The sequence below is a fragment of the Pseudomonas sp. MEJ108 genome (assembly GCF_030208985.1).
GTDB classification, from domain to species: Bacteria; Pseudomonadota; Gammaproteobacteria; order Pseudomonadales; family Pseudomonadaceae; genus Aquipseudomonas; species Aquipseudomonas fragariae.
Window position 1 is genome coordinate 158112 of sequence record NZ_JARVSW010000006.1, and the last position, 21241, is coordinate 179352.

Genomic DNA, 21241 nt, shown 5'->3' on the forward strand with positions numbered 1-21241 from the left:
GCTTACTTGGCGGCTGCGGCAGCCGCTCGCTCTTTGGCAATCAACTGGTCGGCAACTTCCAGGGTCTTTTCCGGACCACCGGCAGAACCCAGGTCAAAGCGGTACTTGCCATTGACGATCATGGTCGGAACGCCGGTCACTTCGTACTTCTTGGCCAGTTCCTTGTACTGGGCGATCTTGCCCTTGACTGCGAAAGAGTCGAACGTCTTCAGGAAGTCTTCCTTGTTCACGCCCTGTGTGGCGACGAAATCAGCCATGTCATTCTTGTCGGTCAGACGCTTGCCGCCTTTCTGGATGGCTTCGAATACGGCTGCGTGAACCTTGTGTTCGACGCCCATGGTGTCCAGGGTGATGAACAGCTGGCCGTGAGCGTCCCAAGGGCCGCCGAACATGGCAGGGATGCGTACGAACTTCACGTCGGACGGCAGTTTTTCAACCCACGGATTGATGGTTGGCTCGAATGCGTAGCAATGCGGGCAGCCATACCAGAACAGCTCGACGACTTCGATCTTGCCTGGCTCGGCAACAGGCACAGCGCTTGCCAGCTCGACGTATTGCTTGCCGGCCTCGATGGGCGTGGCGGCCTGGGCGGACATACCGAACAGACTGGCGGCAACCAGAGCGGCGCTGATGATCAGATTACGCATGCTTTACTCCTGAGCAGATTGAATCGCCTTCAAGCGACGGTGTTTCGACCGGACGCGAAAGCCTGAGTTCGTTAGTGTAACGCTGAGGTTGTAAAAATGGGCGACCGAGGACGGCCTTTTTGCATAAGCAGTGAAGCAGGTCATGTCTGAATGTTCCAGCACGTCCGTCAGGGCGGGCTGATACGGTGTGAGTGTGGGCCGGGGGACAGGTGTGTCATTATATGCGCACGCATCCAAACGAAACCGACACCTCCTGCCGCACCCCTTGCAGGCAGGTCTTCACCGGAAATCACATGCAACTCAAAAACCCCATCCTCGGTCTGTGCCAACAGGCCACGTTCATGCTCAGCGCCGCCAAGGTCGACCAATGCCCCGACGACGAAGGTTTTGAGGTCGCATTTGCCGGTCGCTCCAACGCGGGCAAATCGAGCGCGCTGAACACCCTGACCCACGCCAGCCTGGCGCGTACATCGAAGACCCCGGGGCGTACCCAGTTGCTGAACTTTTTCGGTCTGGACGAAGATCGGCGTCTGGTCGACCTGCCCGGTTATGGCTACGCCAAGGTGCCCATCCCGCTCAAACTGCACTGGCAGCGTCACCTGGAAGCCTATCTGGGCAGCCGCGAAAGCCTGAAGGGGCTGATCCTGATGATGGATATCCGTCATCCAATGACCGACTTCGACGTGTTGATGCTGGACTGGGCCATCGCCAGCAACATGCCGATGCACATTCTGTTGACCAAGGCCGACAAGCTGACCTACGGCGCGGCCAAGAACACGCTGCTCAAGGTTCAGGCCGAGATTCGCAAAGGCTGGGGCGATGCAGTGAGCATCCAGTTGTTCTCGGCCCCCAAGCGCATGGGGCTGGAAGAGGCCTACACCGTGCTGGCCGACTGGATGGAACTGGAAGACAAGGCACCTGCGGAGTAAATCGCAGGCAAAAAAGACCCCGGACTTCGCATGGGGAGGGGGAAGTTCCGGGGCTTAAGGTCCAGACCTTAGGGTGGGATCTGGATAACTGCCAACACTTAACACAACTAGGAGCACGATCGATTTTTCAACCAATCGACACGTCTGACTCCTGTCCAAACGGTTAAGTTCCAGCAGTGAAGAAAAGTTCACATTTCCTACAATATTTGACGAACCTGCGTACAGGTTCGCCATTTCAGGCTCAGTGAGCCTCGTCCCAATTGTTGCCAACCCCCACTTCTACCAGCAACGGCACGGCCAATTCTGCTGCGCCGCTCATGTGCGGACGGATCTGTTCACTGATCTGATCGACCAGGTCCTCGCGCACTTCAAGCACCAGTTCATCGTGTACCTGCAGGATTACCCGTGCATCCAGGCCGGACTCGTCCAGCCAGCCGTTCACCGCCACCATGGCTTTCTTGATGATATCCGCAGCGGTGCCCTGCATCGGCGCGTTGATCGCCATGCGTTCCGCGCCTTTGCGCAGTGACTGGTTCTTGGCGTTGATGTCCGGCAGGTACAGGCGACGACCGAAGATGGTCTCGACGAAACCTTGCTCGGCAGCCTGGGCGCGGGTGCGTTCCATGTAGTTCAGCACGCCGGGGTAGCGGGCGAAGTAGCGGTCGACGTACGCCTGTGACTGCTTGCGGTCCACGCCAATCTGCTTGGCCAGGCCGAACGCGCTCATGCCGTAGATCAGGCCGAAGTTGATCGCCTTGGCGCTGCGACGCATGTCAGTGGTGACGTTTTCCAGCTCGACGCCGAAGACTTCCGCCGCCGTGGCGCGGTGAACGTCCAGGTCATTGCGGAATGCATGCAGCAAGCCTTCGTCCTGGGCCAGATGCGCCATGATGCGCAGTTCGATCTGCGAATAGTCGGCGGCCAGCAGCTTGTAGCCCTTCGGCGCCACGAATGCCTGACGGATGCGCCGCCCTTCAGCGGTACGAATCGGGATGTTCTGCAGGTTCGGATCGCTGGAGGACAAGCGCCCGGTAACGGCCACCGCCTGATGATAGGAGGTGTGAATACGTCCGGTGCGCGGGTTGATCTGCTCCGGCAGGCGGTCGGTGTAGGTGCTCTTGAGCTTGCTCATCGAGCGGTATTGCATCAGCACCTTGGGCAGCGGGAAATCCTGCTCCGCGAGTTCGGCAAGCACCGCTTCGGCAGTCGATGCCTGGCCGGTGGCGGTCTTGCTGAGAATCGGCATGCCGAGTTTTTCGTAGAGAATCACGCCCAGCTGCTTGGGCGAACCGAGGTTGAACTCTTCGCCGGCAATGGCGAAGGCTTCGCGCTCCAGCGCGGTCATCTTGTCGCCCAGTTCGACGCTCTGGATGCCCAGCAGGTTGGCATCGACCAGCGCGCCCTGGCGCTCGATACGCGCCAGCACAGGCACCAGCGGCATCTCGATATCGTTCAATACCGGCTGCAGGGTCGGAATCGCGGCCAGCCGTGCGTCGAAGACTTCATGCAGGCGCAGGGTCAGGTCCGCTTCTTCGGCGGCGTAATTACCCGCCTGTTCCAGGGCAATCTGGTCAAAGCTCAGCTGTTTGGCGCCTTTGCCGGCAATCTCCTGGAAATTGATCGGCGTGTGCGTCAGGTACTTGGCCACCAGGCTGTCGCGGTCGTGGCGGGTGGCGGTGGAGTCCAGTACGTAGGATTCCAGAATGGTGTCGAAGCGGACGCCCTGCAGGTCGATGCCTTGAGCCTGATCGCCGTCGATCGCGCAATTGGCAAGCAGGTTGATGGCGAACTTGGCGTGCTGGCCGACCTTGATTTTGTCCGGGTCTTCCAGCAGCGGCTTGAGCGCTTTGAGCACCGTGTCGCGGTCCAGTTGCTGCGGCACGCCCATGTAGGAGTGGGTCAGCGGAATGTAAGCGGCTTCGTGGGTCTGAATGGCGAAGGACAGGCCGACCAGTTGCGCACGCTGGGCATCAGTGCCGTTGCTCTGGGTGACGAAGGCAAACAGCGGCGCGGCCTGCAGCTTCTTCAGCCAGGCATCGAACTGGCCCTGTTCAAGAATGACTTCATAGGCGGCTTCCCTGGCTTCGGCGGTCGGCTCTTCGATGGTCAGCTCCTGGCCGGCGCGCTTGGCGTCGCGTTGCAGGTCTTCGATCCAGCTCTTGAATTCCAGCTCGGCGTACAGCTCCATCAATGTGTCACGGTCAGGCTCGCCGCAATGCAATTGATCCAGCTCGATGTCCAGCGGGACGTCGATCTTGATGGTCGCCAGTTCGTAAGACAAAAAGGCCATCTCACGATGTTCTTCGAGTTTGGCGGCCAGGGTCTTGGCGCCACGGATCGGCAGGGAAGCGACCTTGTCGAGGTTCTCGTAAAGCTCCTTGATGCCACCGCCGATGCCGACCAGCAGACCGACCGCGGTTTTCTCGCCAACGCCGGGCACGCCGGGAATGTTGTCGACCTTGTCGCCCATCAGCGCCAGGTAATCGATGATGTGCTCCGGACCGACGCCGAATTTCTCTTTCACGCCCGCCACATCCAGCACGCTGCCAGTCATGGTGTTGACCAGAGTAATGTGGCCGTCGACCAGTTGCGCCATGTCCTTGTCGCCGGTGGAGATCACCACTGGACGATCGGCCGCCGCGCTGCTGCGTGCCAGCGTGCCGATCACATCATCGGCTTCGACGCCTTCGACGCACAGAAACGGGTAGCCCATGCCTTTGACGCAGGCATGCAGCAGGTCGACCTGCACGCGCAGATCGTCCGGCATGCTCGGCCGGTTGGCTTTGTAATCGTTGTACAGCGCATCACGGAACGTCCCGCCCTTGGCGTCGAACACCACGGCGAGCGGGCTGTCCGGGTACTGGCGCCGCAGGCTTTTGAGCATGTTGAGCACGCCCTTGACGGCACCGGTCGGCAATCCTTTGGAGGTGGCCAGTGGTGGCAGTGCGTGGAAGGCGCGGTAGAGGTAGGAGGAACCGTCTACCAGGACGAGTGGCGCTTGGGTCATGAGCAGAATCAACCTTTTCGGCGGGGTCGGCGCTAGAATGCGCGGACCATTGACGACAAAGGGACAAGGTTATCATGTGCAAGGTAAATCGACTGATATTGACCGGCCTGTTGGCATTTTGCCCTTTGCTCGCTGTTGCAGCAGAAGATCCACCTTCAGCGGCGCCGGACGTTACTATTCGCACTGACGGTGACAGAACCATTCAGGAATACCGCCAGAATGGCTTTTTGTATGCGGTTAAAATCACCCCGAAACACGGCAAACCCTATTTTCTGGTGCGCGCCGATGGTACAAGCCCCAATTTCATTCGTTCGGACCAACCGGACATGCTGATCCCGCAGTGGGAAATATTCAGCTGGTAGCACCCTACATTCACTTCAATCGTTGGCAGTCCTGATATGTCCGTTTTTACCCCACTGGCTCGGCCCGAGCTGGAAACATTTCTCGCCCCTTACGGGCTCGGCCGTCTGCTTGACTATCAGGGCATCGCTGCCGGTAGTGAAAACACCAATTACTTCATCAGTCTGGAGCAGGGCGAGTTCGTGCTGACTTTGGTCGAGCGCGGCCCGGTTCAGGAGATGCCGTTCTTCATCGAGCTGCTCGACGTGCTGCATGAAGCCGATCTGCCGGTGCCTTATGCGCTGCGCACCACCGACGGTCAGGCGCTGCGCGAGCTGGCAGACAAGCCGGCGCTTTTGCAGCCGCGTCTGCCGGGCAAGCACATCAGTGAGCCGAACACCCAGCACTGCGTGCAGATTGGCGAGTTGCTGGCCAACCTGCATCTGGCGACCCGCGGGCAGATCGTCGAGCGCAAGACTGATCGCGGTCTGGACTGGATGCTGAGCGAGGGGCGCAATTTTCTGTCGCACCTGGGCGAGACGCAGCGAGCGCTGCTTGAAAAGAGCCTTCAGGAGATCGAGGCGTGCAAACCGCAGATCATGGCGCTGCCGCGCGCTAATCTGCATGCCGATCTGTTCCGCGACAACGTACTGTTCGAAGGGACGCACCTGACCGGGTTGATCGATTTCTACAATGCCTGCTCGGGTCCGATGTTGTACGACCTGGCGATTACCCTCAACGACTGGTGTTCCCGCGAAAACGGTCAGCTCGATGCTGTCCGCGCGCGCGCCTTGCTGGGGGCCTATGCGGGCTTGCGACCGTTCACGGCTGCGGAGTCGAAGCTCTGGGCGACCATGTTGCGTATCGCTTGTGTGCGTTTCTGGCTGTCACGTTTGATCGCCGCCGAAACCTTCGCCGGGCAGGATGTGCTGATTCATGATCCTGCGGAGTTCGAGCGCCGCCTGGCCGAGCGCCAGGAAGCGCATATTGCGTTGCCGTTTGCGCTCTGAGACCAGACCTGTCTTCGCGAGTCTGAACTAGTCGGCCGGTTGACTCTCTTTCCCATGCTCCGCGTGGGAATGCAGTTCGTGACGCTCCGCGTCGCAAGAGGACGCGGAGCGTCCAGACCGGCATGCCCACGCGGAGCATGGGCACGATAGTGTTATCCCTGACGACTATCGTTCCTCACGCTCCAGCGTGGGAATGCAGTTCGTGACGCTCCGCGTCACACAGCAGTGCTGCTATGTGGGCGGTGGCAGTCAGAGACTGCTCAGGCAACCTGCCAAATCATCAGCCAGCTTTTGCAGTACTTGCTCGTAACCCTGCGCGGTGGCCGGGGTGTAGCCGCCCAGTGCATCCAGTTCGGCCAGTTTGACCGGCAGGCCGGCGCTCAGGGTTTCGGCCAGGCGCGGGCGCAGGGGTGGTTCGCTGAATACGCAGGTCTTGCCTGCAGCTTTCAGGCGTTCGCGCATGGCGGCGACGTGCTGGGCGCCGGGCTGGATCTCGGCGGCGATGGCGAATACCCCGGCGTGCTTGAGCCCATAGGCCTCTTCGAAATAATCGAAGGCTTCGTGGAATACGAAGTAAGGCTTGCCTGCCACTGTGCTGACACGCTGCTTGATACGGGCGTCCAGTGCATCGAGGCGTTTGCTGAACGCCTCGGCGTTGCTGGCGTAGCGGGCTGCGTTGGCGGGGTCGGCAGCGCTCAGGTCAGTGGCCATTTTTGCGGCGATCACCCGCGCGTTGACGGTCGACAGCCACAGGTGCGAATCGAGACTGCCGGGGCGGTGGTCGTGGTCATGTTCGTCTGCGTCGTTGTCGTGATCATGCTCGTGGTCATCATGCGAGGCGTTGTCTTCGCCAAAGTGCCGCAAGTGCATGCCCGGCAGTGTCTGTACGGCAACCGCAGGCAGTTTGCGGCCCTGAATGACGCGCGGCAGGAAGGTTTCCATGTCCGGGCCGATCCAGTAGAGCAACTCGACTTCCTGTACACGCCGTACGTCGGACGGGCGCAGCGCGTAGTTATGCGGTGAGGCGCCCGGTGGCAGAAGCACTTCCGGTGTACCGACGCCATCCTGTACAGCCGCCGCAATCAGCTGCAGAGGCTTGATGCTGGTCAGCACTCGGACCTCGGCCTGAGCAGGGGAGATGATCAGCAGGCTGACCCAGAAAACAGCAGCAAGATTTAAAAGACGGCGCACTCGAATCACTCATATCAGCCAGGAACGGGTAACATAATAACGTCTCTAGCCAATATCGTCGCTGCTCATGCCCAATACTCCCCTGGCCAGTCGCCCCCATGACCACTCTCACTGCGTGCATTCGGCCCTCGCCGAAGCCGATGCGCTGTGCGCCAAACAGGGTCTGCGCCTGACCACCTTGCGCCGTCGTGTGCTGGAACTGGTCTGGCAAAGCCACAAGCCGCTGGGTGCCTACGACATCCTTGCGGTGCTGAGTGATGAAGACGGTCGCCGTGCGGCCCCGCCAACGGTTTACCGTGCGCTGGATTTCCTCCTGGAAAACGGTCTGGTGCACCGGATTGCCTCGCTCAACGCCTTCACGGGCTGCAACCACCCCACTCATGCGCATCAGGGCCAGTTCCTGATCTGCCGCCTGTGTCATGCGGCGATCGAGCTGCAGCACCCGGCCATCAGCAATGCCGTGGTCGATGCCGCCGCAGGCGTCGGCTTCGCGGTCGAAGGCCAGACGGTCGAGATCGTCGGCGTATGCGCTGGTTGCAAGGCCGCCTGATGTCGGATGCATTGATACGTCTGGACAAGGTTGCCGTTACGCTTTCCGGACAAAACGTCCTGGATGATATCCAGTTGAGCGTCAAACCCGGCGAGATCGTCACCCTGATCGGCCCCAACGGTGCCGGCAAGACCACGCTGGTGCGTGCGGTGCTGGGGCTGCTCAAGCCTGACTCCGGGACCGTCTGGCGCAAGCCGAAACTGCGTGTCGGCTACATGCCGCAAAAGCTGCATGTGGACCAGACGCTGCCGCTGTCGGTGCTGCGTTTCCTGCGTCTGGTTCCCGGTGTGGATCGCACGGCCGCAGCGTCGGCGCTGGAAGAAGTCGGCGCCGGGAAAGTCATCGACAGCCCGATTCAGGGCATTTCCGGTGGCGAGATGCAGCGTGTTCTGCTGGCGCGTGCGTTGTTGCGCAAGCCTGAGTTGCTGGTCCTCGACGAACCGGTGCAGGGGGTCGATGTAGCGGGACAGGCCGAGCTGTACAGCCTGATTACCCGGCTGCGCGACCGCCACCGGTGCGGCGTGCTGATGGTTTCCCACGATCTGCATCTGGTCATGAGCACCACCGATCAGGTGGTGTGCCTGAACCGCCATGTCTGCTGTTCCGGGCATCCCGAGCAGGTCAGCCATGACCCGGCGTTCGTCGAACTGTTCGGCAAGAACGCACAGAGCCTGGCGATTTATCACCACCATCACGATCACGCCCACGATCTGCATGGCGCGGTGGTGAATGACGCTGCGACCTCTCACACTCACGTTCACGGAGACAGCTGCAAGCATGGCTGATTTTCTACTGTATGCCTTGCTCGCAGGCGTTGCTCTGGCCGTGGTCGCTGGCCCGCTGGGATCATTCGTGGTCTGGCGGCGTATGGCGTATTTCGGCGACACACTTTCCCACGCCGCGCTGCTCGGCGTCGCGCTGGGCTTCCTGCTGGATATCAGCCCGACCATCGCGGTGACAGTCGGCTGCCTGCTGCTGGCGGTGTTGCTGGTCACGTTGCAACAGCGCCAACCGCTGGCGTCGGACACGCTGCTGGGGATTCTCGCGCCAAGCACTTTGTCGCTGGGGCTGGTGGTGCTCAGTTTCATGCACGAAGTGCGCATCGACCTGATGGCCTACCTGTTCGGCGATCTGCTGGCCATCAGCCCGGCTGATCTGGGCTGGATTCTGGGCGGCAGCACGTTGGTGCTGGTGCTGATCGTCGCGCTGTGGCGCCCACTGCTGGCAATGACCGTGCATGAAGAGCTGGCGCGGGTCGAAGGCCTGCCTGTTGCTACACTGCGCATGACCTTGATGCTGCTGATCGCCGTGGTGATCGCGGTTGCGATGAAAATCGTCGGTGTTTTGCTGATTACGTCGCTGTTGATCATCCCGGCAGCTGCGGCACAGCGTCACGCCCGTTCGCCGGAGCAAATGGCGCTGGGCGCGAGCCTGTTGGGCGTGATAGCCGTGTGTGCCGGGCTATCATTGTCCTGGTTCAAGGACACCCCTGCCGGACCGTCTATAGTGGTATCGGCTGCGGCGTTGTTCTTGCTCAGCTTTGTTCTACCCAGGCGAGCGGTGTAGACTTGCTCGTTTTTTGCGCAAACTAGAGAATCGCAGGAATGAAGCCGTTCGCCCCACGCTATCTGCTGCTTGTCGCATTTTCCATCCTGCTGGGTGCCTGCCAGAGTGCGCCCACTGTCGAGACGCCTGCCTCCGAGGCCCAGCCTGATGCATTCGCTCAGCTTGAGCAGAACATCGCCGGCAATGAGTTGGCAACGGCCGAGGACCAATTGGCGGCGTTGCAGGCTGCCAATCCTGCCGACATCCGTCTGGAGCCTTTTCAGCGTCGTCTGGCCGAAGCCTATCTGAGCCGCAGTCAGATAAGCCTGCAGAAGGGCGACATGAACGCGGCGGCCTCTGCGCTGAGCCGTGCACGCGCCCTGATGCCCAAGGCACCGGCGCTGACCAGTGGCGTCAACGGCGCCATCGCCCATGCGCGCAAGGCCGAGCTGGAAAAAGCCGAAGCGGATTTGAAGGCGGCCGAGGCCAGAAGGGTTGCCAAGCTGATTGATCCATCAGCAGAAAGCACGACGGTTGAGCTCAAGATCGGCGATATGCCTGCATTGCGTCGTCAACTCGACGATATCGCAGCCGATACCGTAGCGTTCAGCTGTGAAGTGCTGATGGTGGTGCCGCGTACCGAAGACTATCCGTGGCTGGCTACGTTGCTGACCAAGCGGGTGGTCAAGGCCAATCCGGATTTCGAACTGCAATTGCGTCGACAGATCGAGCGCAATGAAAAAGCTCAAATCATCCTCACGCCAGCGAAGTCCTGAGTCGATCCTTGAAGGCGGACGCAGAGCGTCCAGAACTGCATTCCCACGCGGAGCGTGAGGAACGACAAGTGTTCGGGAGTATAAGCGGGCGGAGAGAGCGTCCGGAAAGGCGCTCCCACGCCGGAGCGTGGGAGCGATGTAGCAGCGTCAGATCAAGCCGGAACAGCCTTGGCTTTCGCTTCACGATCCCACACACGGTGCTGAGCAATCGCGTGGAAGAACGGCTTGAACGATGTGCTATCGGATACCTCCAGCAGGCCCGCATCTTCTTCCAGGCGTAGCAGACTCAGCAGCTCTTTGGCTTCTCCGGCAAAGGAGATGGCCTTGAGGTGCTTGTAGGCTTCGAGGATGAAGTGCAATGCCACGCCGTCGCCTTTCAGCGCTTCGATCGAAGCCTTGCCACCCGGCACGAAGACTGCGTCGAACGCGACCGAAGGCAGGCCTTCAGCCGATGCGTCCACTGGCAGGCTCTTGCCGTCAGCCGTCTTGACCGGTGCGGAGGTCGGGCCCAATACCTTGGCGTGTGCGCCCTCGGCAGTCAGCGCGGCTTTCATGGCTTCGACCGCTTTGCCGTCAACGCCGTCAGCCACGAGAATGGCAACCTTGCGCGAAACGATATCGCCAGACAGCAGGTTGACCTGGCTCAGCGCCGGCGACTCTTTTACCGAAGTCTGACGCGCAGGTACGGTACCGGCAGCCGGTGCTGGCAAGCCGAGGTTGGCGGCTACACGCTTGGCCAGATCCATATCGATGTTAGCCAGAATCTCGTTGACCTGACGGGCACGAATGTATTCGCGCTCGACCTTGCCCAACTCGAAGCTGTAGGCCGCGATGATGTGCTCTTTCTCGTGGTGGCTCATGCTCTGGAAGAACAGGGTGGCCTGCGAGAAATGATCGCCGAACGACTCGCTGCGCTCACGCACCTTGTGCGCTTCAACACGCTCAGGGTAGGTCTCGAAGCCGCCATCTACCGGGCCGGCAGGGGTTTCCTTCGGCCAGCCGCCATCGATCGAGTTCGGCTCGTAGGACGCGCGGCCCTTGTCGATAGTGGTGCGATGCTGTGCGTCACGCTGACCGTTGTGGTTCGGCGCAATCGGACGGTTGATCGGGATTTCGTGGAAGTTCGGCCCACCCAGACGGCTGATCTGCGTGTCGGTGTAGGAGAACAGGCGACCTTGCAGCAGCGGATCGTTGGAGAAATCGATACCCGGCACGATGTGGCCCGGGCAGAAGGCAACCTGCTCGGTCTCGGCAAAATAGTTGTCCGGGTTACGGTTCAGGACCATCTTGCCCAGTGGGGTAACCGGTACCAGTTCTTCCGGGATGATCTTGGTCGGATCGAGCAGGTCGAAGTCGAACTTGTGCTCGTCTTCCTCGGCAACGATCTGTACACCCAGTTCCCATTCCGGGTAGTCGCCCATCTCGATGGACTCCCACAGGTCGCGGCGGTGGAAATCGGTGTCCTTGCCGGCCAGCTTCTGCGCTTCGTCCCAGACCAGCGAGCACACGCCGAACTTGGGCTTCCAGTGGAACTTCACGAAGCTCGACTTACCTTCGGTGTTGATAAAGCGGAAGGTGTGGATGCCAAAGCCCTGCATGGTGCGCAGGCTTTTCGGGATCGCACGGTCGGACATGGTCCACAGCACCATGTGCGCGGATTCCGGCACCAGCGACACGAAGTCCCAGAAGGTGTCGTGAGCCGAGCCGCCAGTCGGGATTTCGTTGTGCGGCTCGGGTTTCACCGCGTGCACGAAGTCAGGAAACTTGATCGCGTCCTGAATGAAGAACACCGGCATGTTGTTGCCCACCAGGTCGAAGTTGCCTTCGTCGGTGTAGAGCTTGACGGCAAAGCCACGCACGTCACGCACGGTGTCGCCCGAGCCACGTGGGCCCTGAACGGTGGAGAAACGCACGAACACCGGGGTCTTCTTGCCCGGATCACGCAGGAAGCCCGCTTTACTCAGGGCGCCATGGTCTTCGTAAGTCTGGAAATAACCATGTGCTGCAGTACCGCGGGCGTGGACGATACGCTCCGGAATACGCTCATGGTCAAAGTGCGTGATCTTTTCACGCATGATGAAGTCTTCGAGCAGCGATGGGCCGCGGCTGCCGACTTTCAGGGTGTTCTGGTTATCGGAAATCTTGACGCCGTGGTTGGTGCGCAGGGCCTGCTGGGTCGCGTCCGAGCGAAACTGCTCGAGACTTTCCAGCTTTTCGTTGGTGTTGCCACGGTCCAGGGTGTCGGTACCTGCCATTTCGCTCTTGGGCGTTTCGGTTACAGGTGGTGCGTTCTTGCTAGCCATCAGAGACTCCTTATCTCGCCCCAATCATTGAGTTGGGTTCGCTGAATACGACTTCCCTGGCGTAAGCGGGAAATCACGGTATCCATGAAGTGACCGGAGCAAAAAACAGCCGTTCCTTTTATTTTCAGCATACGATCACCAACGGTCGTGTTATGCCCGTTGCGCAGGACAGCTGGTAAATAAATGCTAAGCACAGCGGGCCGGACAGGCTAAAATGCGCGCCCGGCTTTATCCGGCCGAGGTAACGAAGCAGGTGGTGCTCTAGCCACTGCGCTGATTTTTTAACGCGCCCCACAAGGTTCGCTCCGTGATCGAGTTTCATAACGTCCACAAAACCTATCGGGTGGCAGGCAAGGAAATACCGGCCCTGCACCCCACCAGCCTGCGCGTCGACAGCGGCCAGGTGTTCGGCATCATCGGCCACTCCGGCGCGGGCAAAAGTACCCTGCTGCGCCTGATCAACCGCCTGGAAACCCCCAGTGGCGGACAGATCGTGGTCGATGGCGAAGACGTCACTGCGCTCGATGCCAACGGCCTGCGCCGCTTCCGCCAACAGGTCGGGATGATCTTCCAGCACTTCAATCTGCTGGCGTCCAGAACCGTGGCCGACAACGTCGCCATGCCGCTGACCCTGGCAGGCGATATGCCGCGCAAGCAGATCGACCAGCGCGTGGCCGAATTGCTGGAACGGGTCGGGTTGTCCGATCACGCCAAGAAGTACCCGGCACAACTGTCGGGCGGCCAGAAGCAGCGCGTCGGCATCGCCCGCGCACTGGCTACCAAGCCCAAAATCCTGCTCTGCGATGAAGCCACCAGCGCGCTGGACCCGCAGACCACTGCGTCGGTTCTGCAACTGCTGGCCGAGATCAATCGCGAGCTGAAGCTGACCATCGTGCTCATTACCCATGAAATGGACGTGATTCGTCGCGTCTGCGATCAGGTGGCCGTCATGGACGCCGGGGTGATTGTCGAGCATGGCAAGGTCGCTGATGTGTTTCTGCATCCGCAGCACGCCACGACCAGGCGCTTTGTGCAGGAAGACGAGCAGATCGACGAAAACGAGCAGCGTGACGACTTCGCTCACGTTCAAGGCCGTATCGTGCGTCTGACGTTTCAGGGCGAGGCCACCTACGCGCCGTTGCTCGGCACGGTAGCGCGGGAAACCGGCGTCGATTACAGCATCCTTGCCGGTCGTATCGACCGCATCAAGGACACCCCTTACGGGCAGTTGACGCTGGCCGTCACCGGCGGCGACATGGACGCTGCCTTCGCGCGCTTCACCGCCGCTGATGTTCATATGGAGGTGCTGCGCTGATGGACGCTTTTCTGAACCTGTTTTCCAATGTCGACTGGTACGAGATCTGGGTGGCCACTGGCGACACGCTGATCATGCTCGGTGTATCGCTCGGTTTCACCATCCTGCTCGGCCTGCCGCTGGGCGTGCTGATGTTTCTCACCTCGCCGCGTCAGTTGCTGGAGCACAAGCAGCTGTATGCGACGGTCGGGGTGATCGTCAACATGCTGCGCGCGCTGCCGTTCATCATCCTGCTGATCGTGATGATGCCGTTGACCGAGATCATTACCGGTACGTCACTGGGTATCCTCGGCACCTTGCCGCCGCTGATCGCCGGCGCCACGCCGTTCTTTGCGCGTCTGGTAGAGACCGCACTGCGCGAAGTGGATCGCGGCATCATCGAAGCCACGCAGGCCATGGGCGCGACGACTCGGCAGATCATCGTCAAGGCGCTGTTGCCCGAGGCGCGCCCCGGCATTCTGGCGGCGATCACGGTGACCGCCATTGCGCTGGTGTCGTTCACGGCCATGGCCGGTGCCGTGGGCGCTGGCGGGCTGGGCGACCTGGCGATCCGTTATGGTTATCAACGATTCCAGAACGATGTGATGTTCGTGACGGTCGTATTGTTGCTGGTGCTGGTGCAGATTCTGCAGACCATCGGCGACAGACTGGTCGCGCATTTCACACATCGTTGATCGAATCCGTTGGTATTGGCCCGCCTGTGCGGGCCCAAAGGAGTTGTTGCATGAAAAAACTATTGGCCATATTCGCCGCTGTCACCGCCTTGTCCGCGCAGGCCAACGAAACCCTGACCGTCGCGGCCTCTGCCGTGCCGCACGCCGAGATCCTCGAGTTCGTCAAACCGACCCTGGCCAAAGAAGGCGTGGACCTGAACATCAAGGTGTTCAATGACTACATCCAGCCTAACGTGCAGGTGTCGCAGAACCGTATGGACGCGAACTTCTTCCAGCACCAGCCGTACCTGGATGAGTTCAACAAGGGCAAAGGCACTGATCTGGTGGCTGTGGCCAAGGTTCACATCGAGCCTTTCGGCGCTTACTCGGAGAAGTTCAAGACGCTGGCAGAGCTGCCCAATGATGCCAATGTCGCCCTGCCCAACGATGCCACCAACGAAGGCCGCGCCTTGCTGCTGCTGGCCAAGGCAGGCCTGATCACTCTGAAGGAACCGGGCAACATCCTGTCCAAGCCTTCGGATGTGGTGAATAACCCGAAAAACCTGAAATTCCGTGAACTGGAAGCGGCCACGCTGCCCCGCGTGCTGACTCAGGTCGATCTGGCGCTGATCAACACCAACTACGCCCTGAGCGCCAAGCTTGACCCGACCAAGGACGCGCTGATCCTCGAAGGTGCCGATTCGCCCTACGCGAACATTCTCGTCGCCCGCCCGGACAACAAGGATTCTGACGCGATGAAGAAGCTGGTAGCCGCCTTGCAGAGCCCGGAAGTGAAAACCTTCCTGGCCGAGAAGTACAAAGGCGCGGTGTTGCCGGCGTTCTGATCTGATCGCACCTTGCGGTTCTCGCGCCAGTGCTCTGCGTCCCTTGCGACGCAGAGCGTCGGGTGCATTCTGGAGCGCTCTATCGCTCCTACGCTCTGCGTGGTAGCGCCCTTCGGGACGCTCCGCGTCACATTGCAGCCATTACGCCTGCCTCGGGCCGCACGAGCAGGCGGAGTTGCATGCCGTGACCTCGCAAGATGGAAGACAGGCAAATCCGAAGCAGGTCTTATAGTCGCTTCGCAGCCCGTTGCAGCTGTCGTTATCTCCTGAATCTCCCACGCCCCCAGGCATAAGCCGTTTTTCGTGCCTTTTCTGATCCAAGTATGACAATGAGCACGTAAGGCGGGGACGGTGATTAAGGTGCCCTTCATCCCTGCACCGCACGCCTTGCGTAGGCCCGGGCACAGGTAGGCCTTTGATTAACCCAAGCTAATGTAAGAATTTTCCGAGTTTTGCGGATTTCACGTGGCCCTCGGATTTTTTTGCACTTCTTCTGTTAGGTTGCTTGCGCATTAGCTGTATCAAGAGTTGTCAGGGAGACGCTGAATGTTCTTTTTCCGTATGCTGCCTTCGTGGAGTGAATTGCGACAGAGGCTGGACCACGACATGGGGTATCAGCCCGGCGGCCATTTTCGGAATCATCTTAACGAACCTGCACCTTCGCGATCACTGATCATTCGTCGTTTTGACTGCGTCAGAAGGGCGTTTGTCCTTGCCGAGTGGGAGGCTGGTCGCGTATTGGTAAGGCGTTTCTCTGACCTCGACATCTCCATCATTATCAAGGACTTGATCGACGTCGTTGCGCAAATGGCCATGATTGTAGTGGGCAGTGCGTTTACGGGAGGCTTGATCGGCGCAGGCGTTGGCTCGGCTTTCTTCGGGATAGGTGCTTATCCCGGTGGTGCTCTTGGTACTGCGCTGGGATTACAGGCCAGTACGTTCATTTTGGGAGTGCTGGGTCTTAAGTCCATCGCCGAATACGTCGTCGATGGCTTCCCGCGCATCATCGGCTATTACTTGAGCGGCATTAAAACAGCATGGCGAGGACCTCGCGAGCGAGGACATAACCCGTTCATGAGTGACGATCCGTACGCCCAGAACAGCGCAACTCAAGACATTGCAAAAGGCCACGTGGAAGTAGTGATGCTGTTGCTGGGGGCGGTGGTTGAATACCTGACACGTGGCCGAGGCAACGCAGGTCTCCTCGCACAGGAAATGCGAGCCAGCCCCAAAGGAGAACGACTGGCCCAGTGGATGCTGGAGCACGAGGACGCGCTCAAGAAACGTCATGATTTGCAAAAGCCGGAGCCGCGCCGAGGCCCGTTTGATATACCGGAATCCTCTCTGCAGCAGGTAGCTGATCGCCCTGGAGCAAATGCCAATGCGATGAATCAAGCTGAACCGGAAGTCCTTGCAAAAGTTAATAGCGGCCGCAGTCCGTATTCTGAATTGAACGGTGCAATCGGAGAGGCACGTGGTTGGGCTCAAGTGATTGAGTCAGGACAAATACCTATATCAGCACCAGGCAAAGCATCGTTACCAGGCGCAGATTACATTACCTACGATCCAGCATCACGTTCAGTGATTGTTTGGGATGCAAAATACCGTGCTCCAGGCGGAAGCTATCCAGCTTCTTTACCACCTTCAAAGTTACAGGCGTGGCAGGCAGAAATCATAAGTTCTGTCAGAAACATGCCCGAGGGCCAAGCTAAAGTAGCTGCAGAAAAAGCGCTTAAGGCTGGCAGGGTTGAAGGTCGTCTATTAAAATGGCCGCAATAAGTGTGAGGCATAAGAGAATGCAAAATTGGGTATCGTTGTGCAGGATGAAAGCCGGAGAAATTATCGACGTGCGGGAGGCATCCGTTCTACCGATGGAGGACGATGCATATAAAGTTTCAGAGGAGCAATATTTATTGGTTGATGCCTCAAGTGATGATACAGATGGCAAACTTTGTTTGCTGTCTTTTTACTGGGCTGCCAGTGAGCGTGCATTTCGAAGAGCTTATTATAAAGATGTTGAAGGTGATGATAACGCTGAAGGTATGCCTCCGCCTGAATTGCTTCCGGTTGGTGCGGGCAGTACTTACAGCCAGATAAGAGAAGCTTTAGACTTCAAAGGCTCTCAGAAATTTATGGAATACGCATCTTATCGTGTAATGTCTGATGGTGCCTTTGTTCATAAGAGTTTGGAAAGCTCATCGGCTGTTTATTATTTTCGGTCGCCTACGAGTATCGATAATGAGCTGCCTTATGCCATTCTCTGGAAGCCTCACGGCGGTTGAGCTGGTCTAATCCCTTCCCAGCAACCCCGGCAATTGCTTCACCAGCTTCCTGTTGTTCAGCGGTGCGCGGATAAAGCCGCGCTGCGTGCCGTCCGGGCCGATCAGGGCCAGGTTACCGCTGTGGTCGACGAAGTAGTTCGGTTTACCGGTATCGGCCGGAATGAACGGGATGCTCACGGCATTGGCCAGTGTCTGGATATCAGCGACAGGTGCCGTCAGGCCGATGTACTGCGGGTCGAAGTAGCCCAGGTATTGCTTGAGCTGCTGCGGTGTGTCGCGGTTCGGGTCGACGCTGACCAGCACTACCCGCATGCGCTTGACTGTCTCTTCGGGCAGCTCGGACCTGATCTGCTTGATCTGCGCCAGGGTCGTGGGGCAGATGTCCGGGCAGAAGGTGTAGCCGAAGAACATCAGCGTCCATTGGTCTTTCAAGCCATCAAGGGGCACGGCCGCGCCGTTCTGGTCGGTCATGCTCAAGGCCGGCAATTGGCGGCTTTTGGGGAGCAGGACAATACCGGCGTCGTTGAGCGCCGCCTGATCCTGTGAGCTGCGGCCAGGCAGCACCTGACTGAGAATCACACCCAGAATCAGGGCGACGATGGCGGCAGCAATGAAAACGCTTTTCTGAGTACGGGTCATGGTGTCAGTGCGAGTAGTGATCGGCGTGCGGCCGGGGATGATGGCCTATATTGCGCGCCGAGCCTAGGTCTAGGGCGTGGTGACATCGAACAGCGTATAGGCCAGCGTCAGGTGTTTTACATCGTCGGGCATGTCCCGGTCGATGATGAAGCGCACCGGCATCTCGATGCGCTCGCCCGGCTGCAATGTCTGTTGCGTGAAGCAGAAACATTCGGTCTTGTGAAACCACGCTGCCGCTTTTCCGGGCGAAATACCCGGGACGGCCTGGGCTTTCATCGGTCTGTCGGTCGGGTTCTGCGCGATGAAGATCATCTCGTTGACCGTGCCGGGATGGACCTGCATCTGGCTGGCTTGTGGATAAAAGGCCCAGGTCATTCCGGCAACGTTGCTGGCGGTGAACTGCACCTTGACCTGGCGCGAAGCGTCCTCACCCGGTAGGGCATTGTCATGTCCGGTCAGCACGCCATAGAGCGACGGCAATGCCAATCCACCTATCAGCATGATCACTATTAAGCACGTCAAACGCAGGACGAGCCGTTTGGACAAAAGAGGCTGGCTCATGCGTGGCTCACTTTTTTATGTCGGACAGCGTGTCGAAAGAGCTGCGGGCGACTTCAGAGTAGCCTGCTTATTCAAAACGCGAGCTGCAGCGCGCCCTCATGGCCGGGCACGGCAGCCGTATATAGCCAATGTATCTAAATGTGAGTCACATATAGCAAAACCGTCTTAGGCATTTAGTTAAGCAAGCTAACGTATGACTTTCCATCAACCAACCACGGGGCCTGACGCCTCCAGGAGTCCCAGCAGCCATGAATACCGCCGCATTGCGCGAGCAGATACAACTAGCCCATCAACATGAGGCCCGGACCGGCCACTTGCTGCAACAGTTGGCACAAAAGCTCCCACATCTCCATCCTGCCATCCACCTGCCGGAAGTCGATGCGAAAGATGTTCTGGCGCGCTTCGTCACGGCCTACATCGATCTGGTACCCGATCTGCTGGACGCAGCTCATGAGGTCGCGCTGGAAGCCGGGATCGAAGGTCAGATAAAGCCGGTGCTGAAAATCGCCGAGCATTTTTTCGCGGCCCCACCTTCCATCATGGATGGGCATGAAGGCCTGGAAAGCCTGCTGGACGAGGCTTATCTGGCCCACCGGTTGGTCGAGGAAGTGAATGACCTGTACATCAAGCATTTCGGTCAGCCGCTGATACCGTCAAATACCACGGTTGCCAGCGTGATTGCCCACCAGTTGATCGGCGAGCAATTTGCCAACCAGCTGGACGAAGCGGTTCACCATGCCGTCGACGAGTTGCTTGATGAAGAGAGTTTCGCGCTGGACTCGGTCGAGGCCTACCGCGAGAAGCTGATCAGCCCTGAAACAGGAGCGGCCTGGCAGCGCTGGCCAAGCCTGTCACGGCAATTGGGCGTCGGCCTGGAGCTGGAGCGCTCCGCGGTCTGATTCAGAGGCCCGAATCACTGTCTTCGCCGGCAATGGAAGGAGCCGGATATCGCTCCGCTGCTACGCGAAGACCCATCCGGCTCCCATGTTTCCAGAGCTGTGATAACAGGGTGGCGACTATCAGGCTGCGCCCGAGCCGATCCCCGTTGTGGTGTAGATCCGCCCTTCAAGACGACGCTTCAAGCCCCGCGGTTCGATAAGCAACCGGGTGCCATGAGCGGCATTGGAACGACCCCATTCTTCCAGCAGTTCCAGACACGAGTGGTCGATGTAGGACAGATTGCCCAACGGCACATGCACCGTGCTGCCCTGTGGGATAGTGCCCAGTGCCTGAGTCAGCGCCGGTACCTTGAGGAAGGTTGCGGCACCGACCAGACGCAGCTCGAATTCCTTCTCGCCCGCCAGTTCGACCACATTGATCTTCAGACGCGAAGCCTTGAACGCCAGCTTCACCAGGGTCAGGCCGAAACCGACCAGTACACCGGTCAGCAGGTCGGTGAAGATGATCGCCACGGCAGTCGCCGCATACGTGAACATCGGCATCCGGCCATAGCGGCCCAGACCACGAAATGCCTTCAGATCGACCAGCTTCAGACCGGTGTAGACCAGCACGCCAGCCAGACTCGCGACCGGAATGCTTTGCAGCACGCTCGACAGCAGCAATACGAACGCCAGCAGCCACAGGCCGTGGAAGATCGTCGAGAAGCGCGTGGTAGCACCGGCCTGGACGTTGGCCGAACTGCGCACGATAACGCCGGTCATCGGCAATGCACCGAGCACGCCGCAGAGCATATTGCCCACACCTTGAGCGCTGAGCTCCTTGTCGAAGTCCGAACGCTGGCCACTGTGCATGCGGTCGACTGCCGACGCAGAAAGCAGCGTCTCGGCACTGGCGATGAACGCTACGACGATAGCGGCAACCAGAATGGCCGGATCGGCCAGGTTCATCAGGTCAGCCGGGCGAAGCCAGTCGATGGCGTCGGCCAGGTTGTCAGGCACTTCGACACGCTTGACCTGCAAGGCCATGAACAGACTGATACCGGTTGCGATACCCACGCCCAGCAGTGCGCCGGGTACGAAGCGCAAAGACTGCGGACGGAGTTTTTCCCAGCCCCACATGATCAGCATGGTGCCCAGACCGAGCATACCGGCCTGCATGCCGGTGCCTGGCCCGAAGGCCTGGATCAGTGTGGACGGGAAGGCGATCAGATTGTCCAGCCCGGAGGGTTTGGGACCGCTGTCGAACATCACGTGTGCCTGTGACAGTACGATCAACACGCCGATACCGGCGAGCATGCCATAGACCACCGCAGGTGCCGTGACCCGGAACCAGCAACCAAGCTTGAATCGACCTGCCAGCAGCTGAAGCAATCCGGCGAGTACCAGGATAGGACCCAGCATGGCCATGCCGTGCTCGCGTACCACTTCAAAAACCAGTACTGCCAGACCGGCTGCGGGACCGCTGACCTGCAACGGCGAACCGGCTATCCAGCCGACTATCAGCCCGCCCACGATGCCGGTGATCAGACCCTTGGCCGGAGGCATGCCGGATGCAATGGCGATCCCCATGCACAGCGGCAGGGCGACCAGGAACACGACCACGGAAGCGAGCAGCTCCCGTGGTAAAGCGGTTTTCAATGCTGTAATACCCATGACGCTTCTCCGGGATTCTTCAGACGAGGCAAGACGGGCGACGCGCATCCTGCGCAGCCGCCATCAGCTGATAAAGAAGGGCTTGCCGTCAGTCGGA

General features: G+C 59.5%; 20 protein-coding genes. 13 read left to right on the forward strand and 7 right to left on the reverse strand.

The features are described 5' to 3' along the window. Positions 1 to 2 precede the first annotated feature (2 nt). Entirely contained in the window at positions 3 to 647 is a 645-nt protein-coding gene (locus QRN50_RS04050) for a thiol:disulfide interchange protein DsbA/DsbL (RefSeq protein ID WP_003403888.1), read from the reverse strand. A 293-nt stretch (positions 648 to 940) separates the two neighbouring features. Here QRN50_RS04050 and yihA point away from each other — a divergent pair, with 293 nt between their 5' ends. Then, entirely contained in the window at positions 941 to 1576 is a 636-nt protein-coding gene (gene yihA, locus QRN50_RS04055; protein WP_003341625.1) for a ribosome biogenesis GTP-binding protein YihA/YsxC, read from the forward strand. A 241-nt stretch (positions 1577 to 1817) separates the two neighbouring features. On the opposite strand, the gene polA is transcribed toward yihA, so the two are convergent. Then, positions 1818 to 4583 (reverse strand): DNA polymerase I, encoded by a 2766-nt coding sequence (polA, locus tag QRN50_RS04060; protein ID WP_011266289.1) that lies wholly within the window; start codon positions 4581 to 4583, stop codon positions 1818 to 1820. A 74-nt stretch (positions 4584 to 4657) separates the two neighbouring features. Here polA and QRN50_RS04065 point away from each other — a divergent pair, with 74 nt between their 5' ends. Both QRN50_RS04065 and QRN50_RS04070 read left to right on the forward strand, forming a co-directional pair. Then, positions 4658 to 4945 carry a DUF2782 domain-containing protein gene (locus QRN50_RS04065; protein WP_003397794.1) on the forward strand — a complete coding sequence of 96 codons (288 nt, stop codon included), beginning with the start codon at positions 4658 to 4660 and terminating at the stop codon, positions 4943 to 4945. Positions 4946 to 4981: 36 nt separating this feature from the next. Beyond that, positions 4982 to 5932 carry a homoserine kinase gene (locus tag QRN50_RS04070; protein WP_011266290.1) on the forward strand — a complete coding sequence of 317 codons (951 nt, stop codon included), beginning with the start codon at positions 4982 to 4984 and terminating at the stop codon, positions 5930 to 5932. Positions 5933 to 6181: 249 nt separating this feature from the next. Here the strand turns inward: QRN50_RS04070 and znuA are convergent, their stop codons facing one another. Further along, positions 6182 to 7123: a zinc ABC transporter substrate-binding protein ZnuA gene (gene znuA / locus QRN50_RS04075; RefSeq protein ID WP_024643072.1), complete on the reverse strand. Its 942-nt coding sequence runs from the start codon at positions 7121 to 7123 to the stop codon at positions 6182 to 6184. A 67-nt stretch (positions 7124 to 7190) separates the two neighbouring features. On the opposite strand from znuA, the gene QRN50_RS04080 reads away from it, so the two are divergent. The 4 genes from QRN50_RS04080 to QRN50_RS04095 are packed head-to-tail and all read left to right on the forward strand — an operon-like array spanning position 7191 to position 9994. Then, entirely contained in the window at positions 7191 to 7673 is a 483-nt protein-coding gene (locus tag QRN50_RS04080; RefSeq protein ID WP_003425978.1) for a Fur family transcriptional regulator, read from the forward strand. Then, the gene (gene znuC, locus QRN50_RS04085; RefSeq protein WP_024640283.1) at positions 7673 to 8458 is read left to right on the forward strand and encodes a zinc ABC transporter ATP-binding protein ZnuC; all 786 of its coding nucleotides are present in this window, start codon (positions 7673 to 7675) and stop codon (positions 8456 to 8458) included. Before QRN50_RS04080 ends, znuC begins: the two co-directional genes overlap by 1 nt. Next, a complete protein-coding gene (gene znuB, locus QRN50_RS04090; protein ID WP_003341611.1) occupies positions 8451 to 9239 on the forward strand; it encodes a zinc ABC transporter permease subunit ZnuB in 789 nt (262 codons plus the stop codon). Before znuC ends, znuB begins: the two co-directional genes overlap by 8 nt. Before the next feature lie 38 nt (positions 9240 to 9277). After that, entirely contained in the window at positions 9278 to 9994 is a 717-nt protein-coding gene (locus tag QRN50_RS04095) for a PA5502 family lipoprotein (protein WP_096127431.1), read from the forward strand. A 152-nt stretch (positions 9995 to 10146) separates the two neighbouring features. Here the strand turns inward: QRN50_RS04095 and katE are convergent, their stop codons facing one another. Continuing rightward, positions 10147 to 12297, reverse strand: a complete 2151-nt coding sequence (gene katE, locus QRN50_RS04100) for a catalase HPII (protein ID WP_011266295.1) — start codon at positions 12295 to 12297, stop codon at positions 10147 to 10149. 307 nt (positions 12298 to 12604) lie between these two features. Between katE and QRN50_RS04105 the strand changes: the two genes are divergently transcribed. From QRN50_RS04105 to QRN50_RS04125, 5 genes are all read left to right on the forward strand, one after another. Further along, positions 12605 to 13612 carry a methionine ABC transporter ATP-binding protein gene (locus QRN50_RS04105; protein WP_011266296.1) on the forward strand — a complete coding sequence of 336 codons (1008 nt, stop codon included), beginning with the start codon at positions 12605 to 12607 and terminating at the stop codon, positions 13610 to 13612. Then, complete coding sequence (locus QRN50_RS04110; protein WP_003317371.1) at positions 13612 to 14286, forward strand: methionine ABC transporter permease; 675 nt, start codon at positions 13612 to 13614, stop codon at positions 14284 to 14286. The genes QRN50_RS04105 and QRN50_RS04110 overlap by 1 nt, the downstream gene beginning before the upstream one ends. Before the next feature lie 50 nt (positions 14287 to 14336). Then, on the forward strand, positions 14337 to 15110 hold the full coding sequence (locus QRN50_RS04115; protein WP_003403866.1) for a MetQ/NlpA family ABC transporter substrate-binding protein: 774 nt from the start codon (positions 14337 to 14339) through the stop codon (positions 15108 to 15110). A 546-nt stretch (positions 15111 to 15656) separates the two neighbouring features. Continuing rightward, positions 15657 to 16889 (forward strand): DUF6861 domain-containing protein, encoded by a 1233-nt coding sequence (locus tag QRN50_RS04120; protein ID WP_225650663.1) that lies wholly within the window; start codon positions 15657 to 15659, stop codon positions 16887 to 16889. A gap of 17 nt (positions 16890 to 16906) precedes the next feature. Then, positions 16907 to 17392, forward strand: a complete 486-nt coding sequence (locus QRN50_RS04125) for a hypothetical protein (protein WP_080267181.1) — start codon at positions 16907 to 16909, stop codon at positions 17390 to 17392. A 6-nt stretch (positions 17393 to 17398) separates the two neighbouring features. Here the strand turns inward: QRN50_RS04125 and QRN50_RS04130 are convergent, their stop codons facing one another. Together QRN50_RS04130 and QRN50_RS04135 are read right to left on the reverse strand one after the other, a co-directional pair. Beyond that, positions 17399 to 18031, reverse strand: coding sequence for an SCO family protein (locus tag QRN50_RS04130; protein WP_011266297.1), 633 nt, complete (start codon positions 18029 to 18031; stop codon positions 17399 to 17401). Between the two features lie 69 nt (positions 18032 to 18100). Next, positions 18101 to 18592 carry a cytochrome c oxidase assembly protein gene (locus tag QRN50_RS04135; protein ID WP_024659404.1) on the reverse strand — a complete coding sequence of 164 codons (492 nt, stop codon included), beginning with the start codon at positions 18590 to 18592 and terminating at the stop codon, positions 18101 to 18103. A 248-nt stretch (positions 18593 to 18840) separates the two neighbouring features. On the opposite strand from QRN50_RS04135, the gene QRN50_RS04140 reads away from it, so the two are divergent. Continuing rightward, positions 18841 to 19491 carry a hypothetical protein gene (locus QRN50_RS04140; protein WP_011266299.1) on the forward strand — a complete coding sequence of 217 codons (651 nt, stop codon included), beginning with the start codon at positions 18841 to 18843 and terminating at the stop codon, positions 19489 to 19491. A gap of 120 nt (positions 19492 to 19611) precedes the next feature. Here the strand turns inward: QRN50_RS04140 and QRN50_RS04145 are convergent, their stop codons facing one another. Beyond that, the gene (locus QRN50_RS04145; RefSeq protein WP_003403858.1) at positions 19612 to 21144 is read right to left on the reverse strand and encodes a SulP family inorganic anion transporter; all 1533 of its coding nucleotides are present in this window, start codon (positions 21142 to 21144) and stop codon (positions 19612 to 19614) included. Positions 21145 to 21241 lie beyond the last annotated feature (97 nt).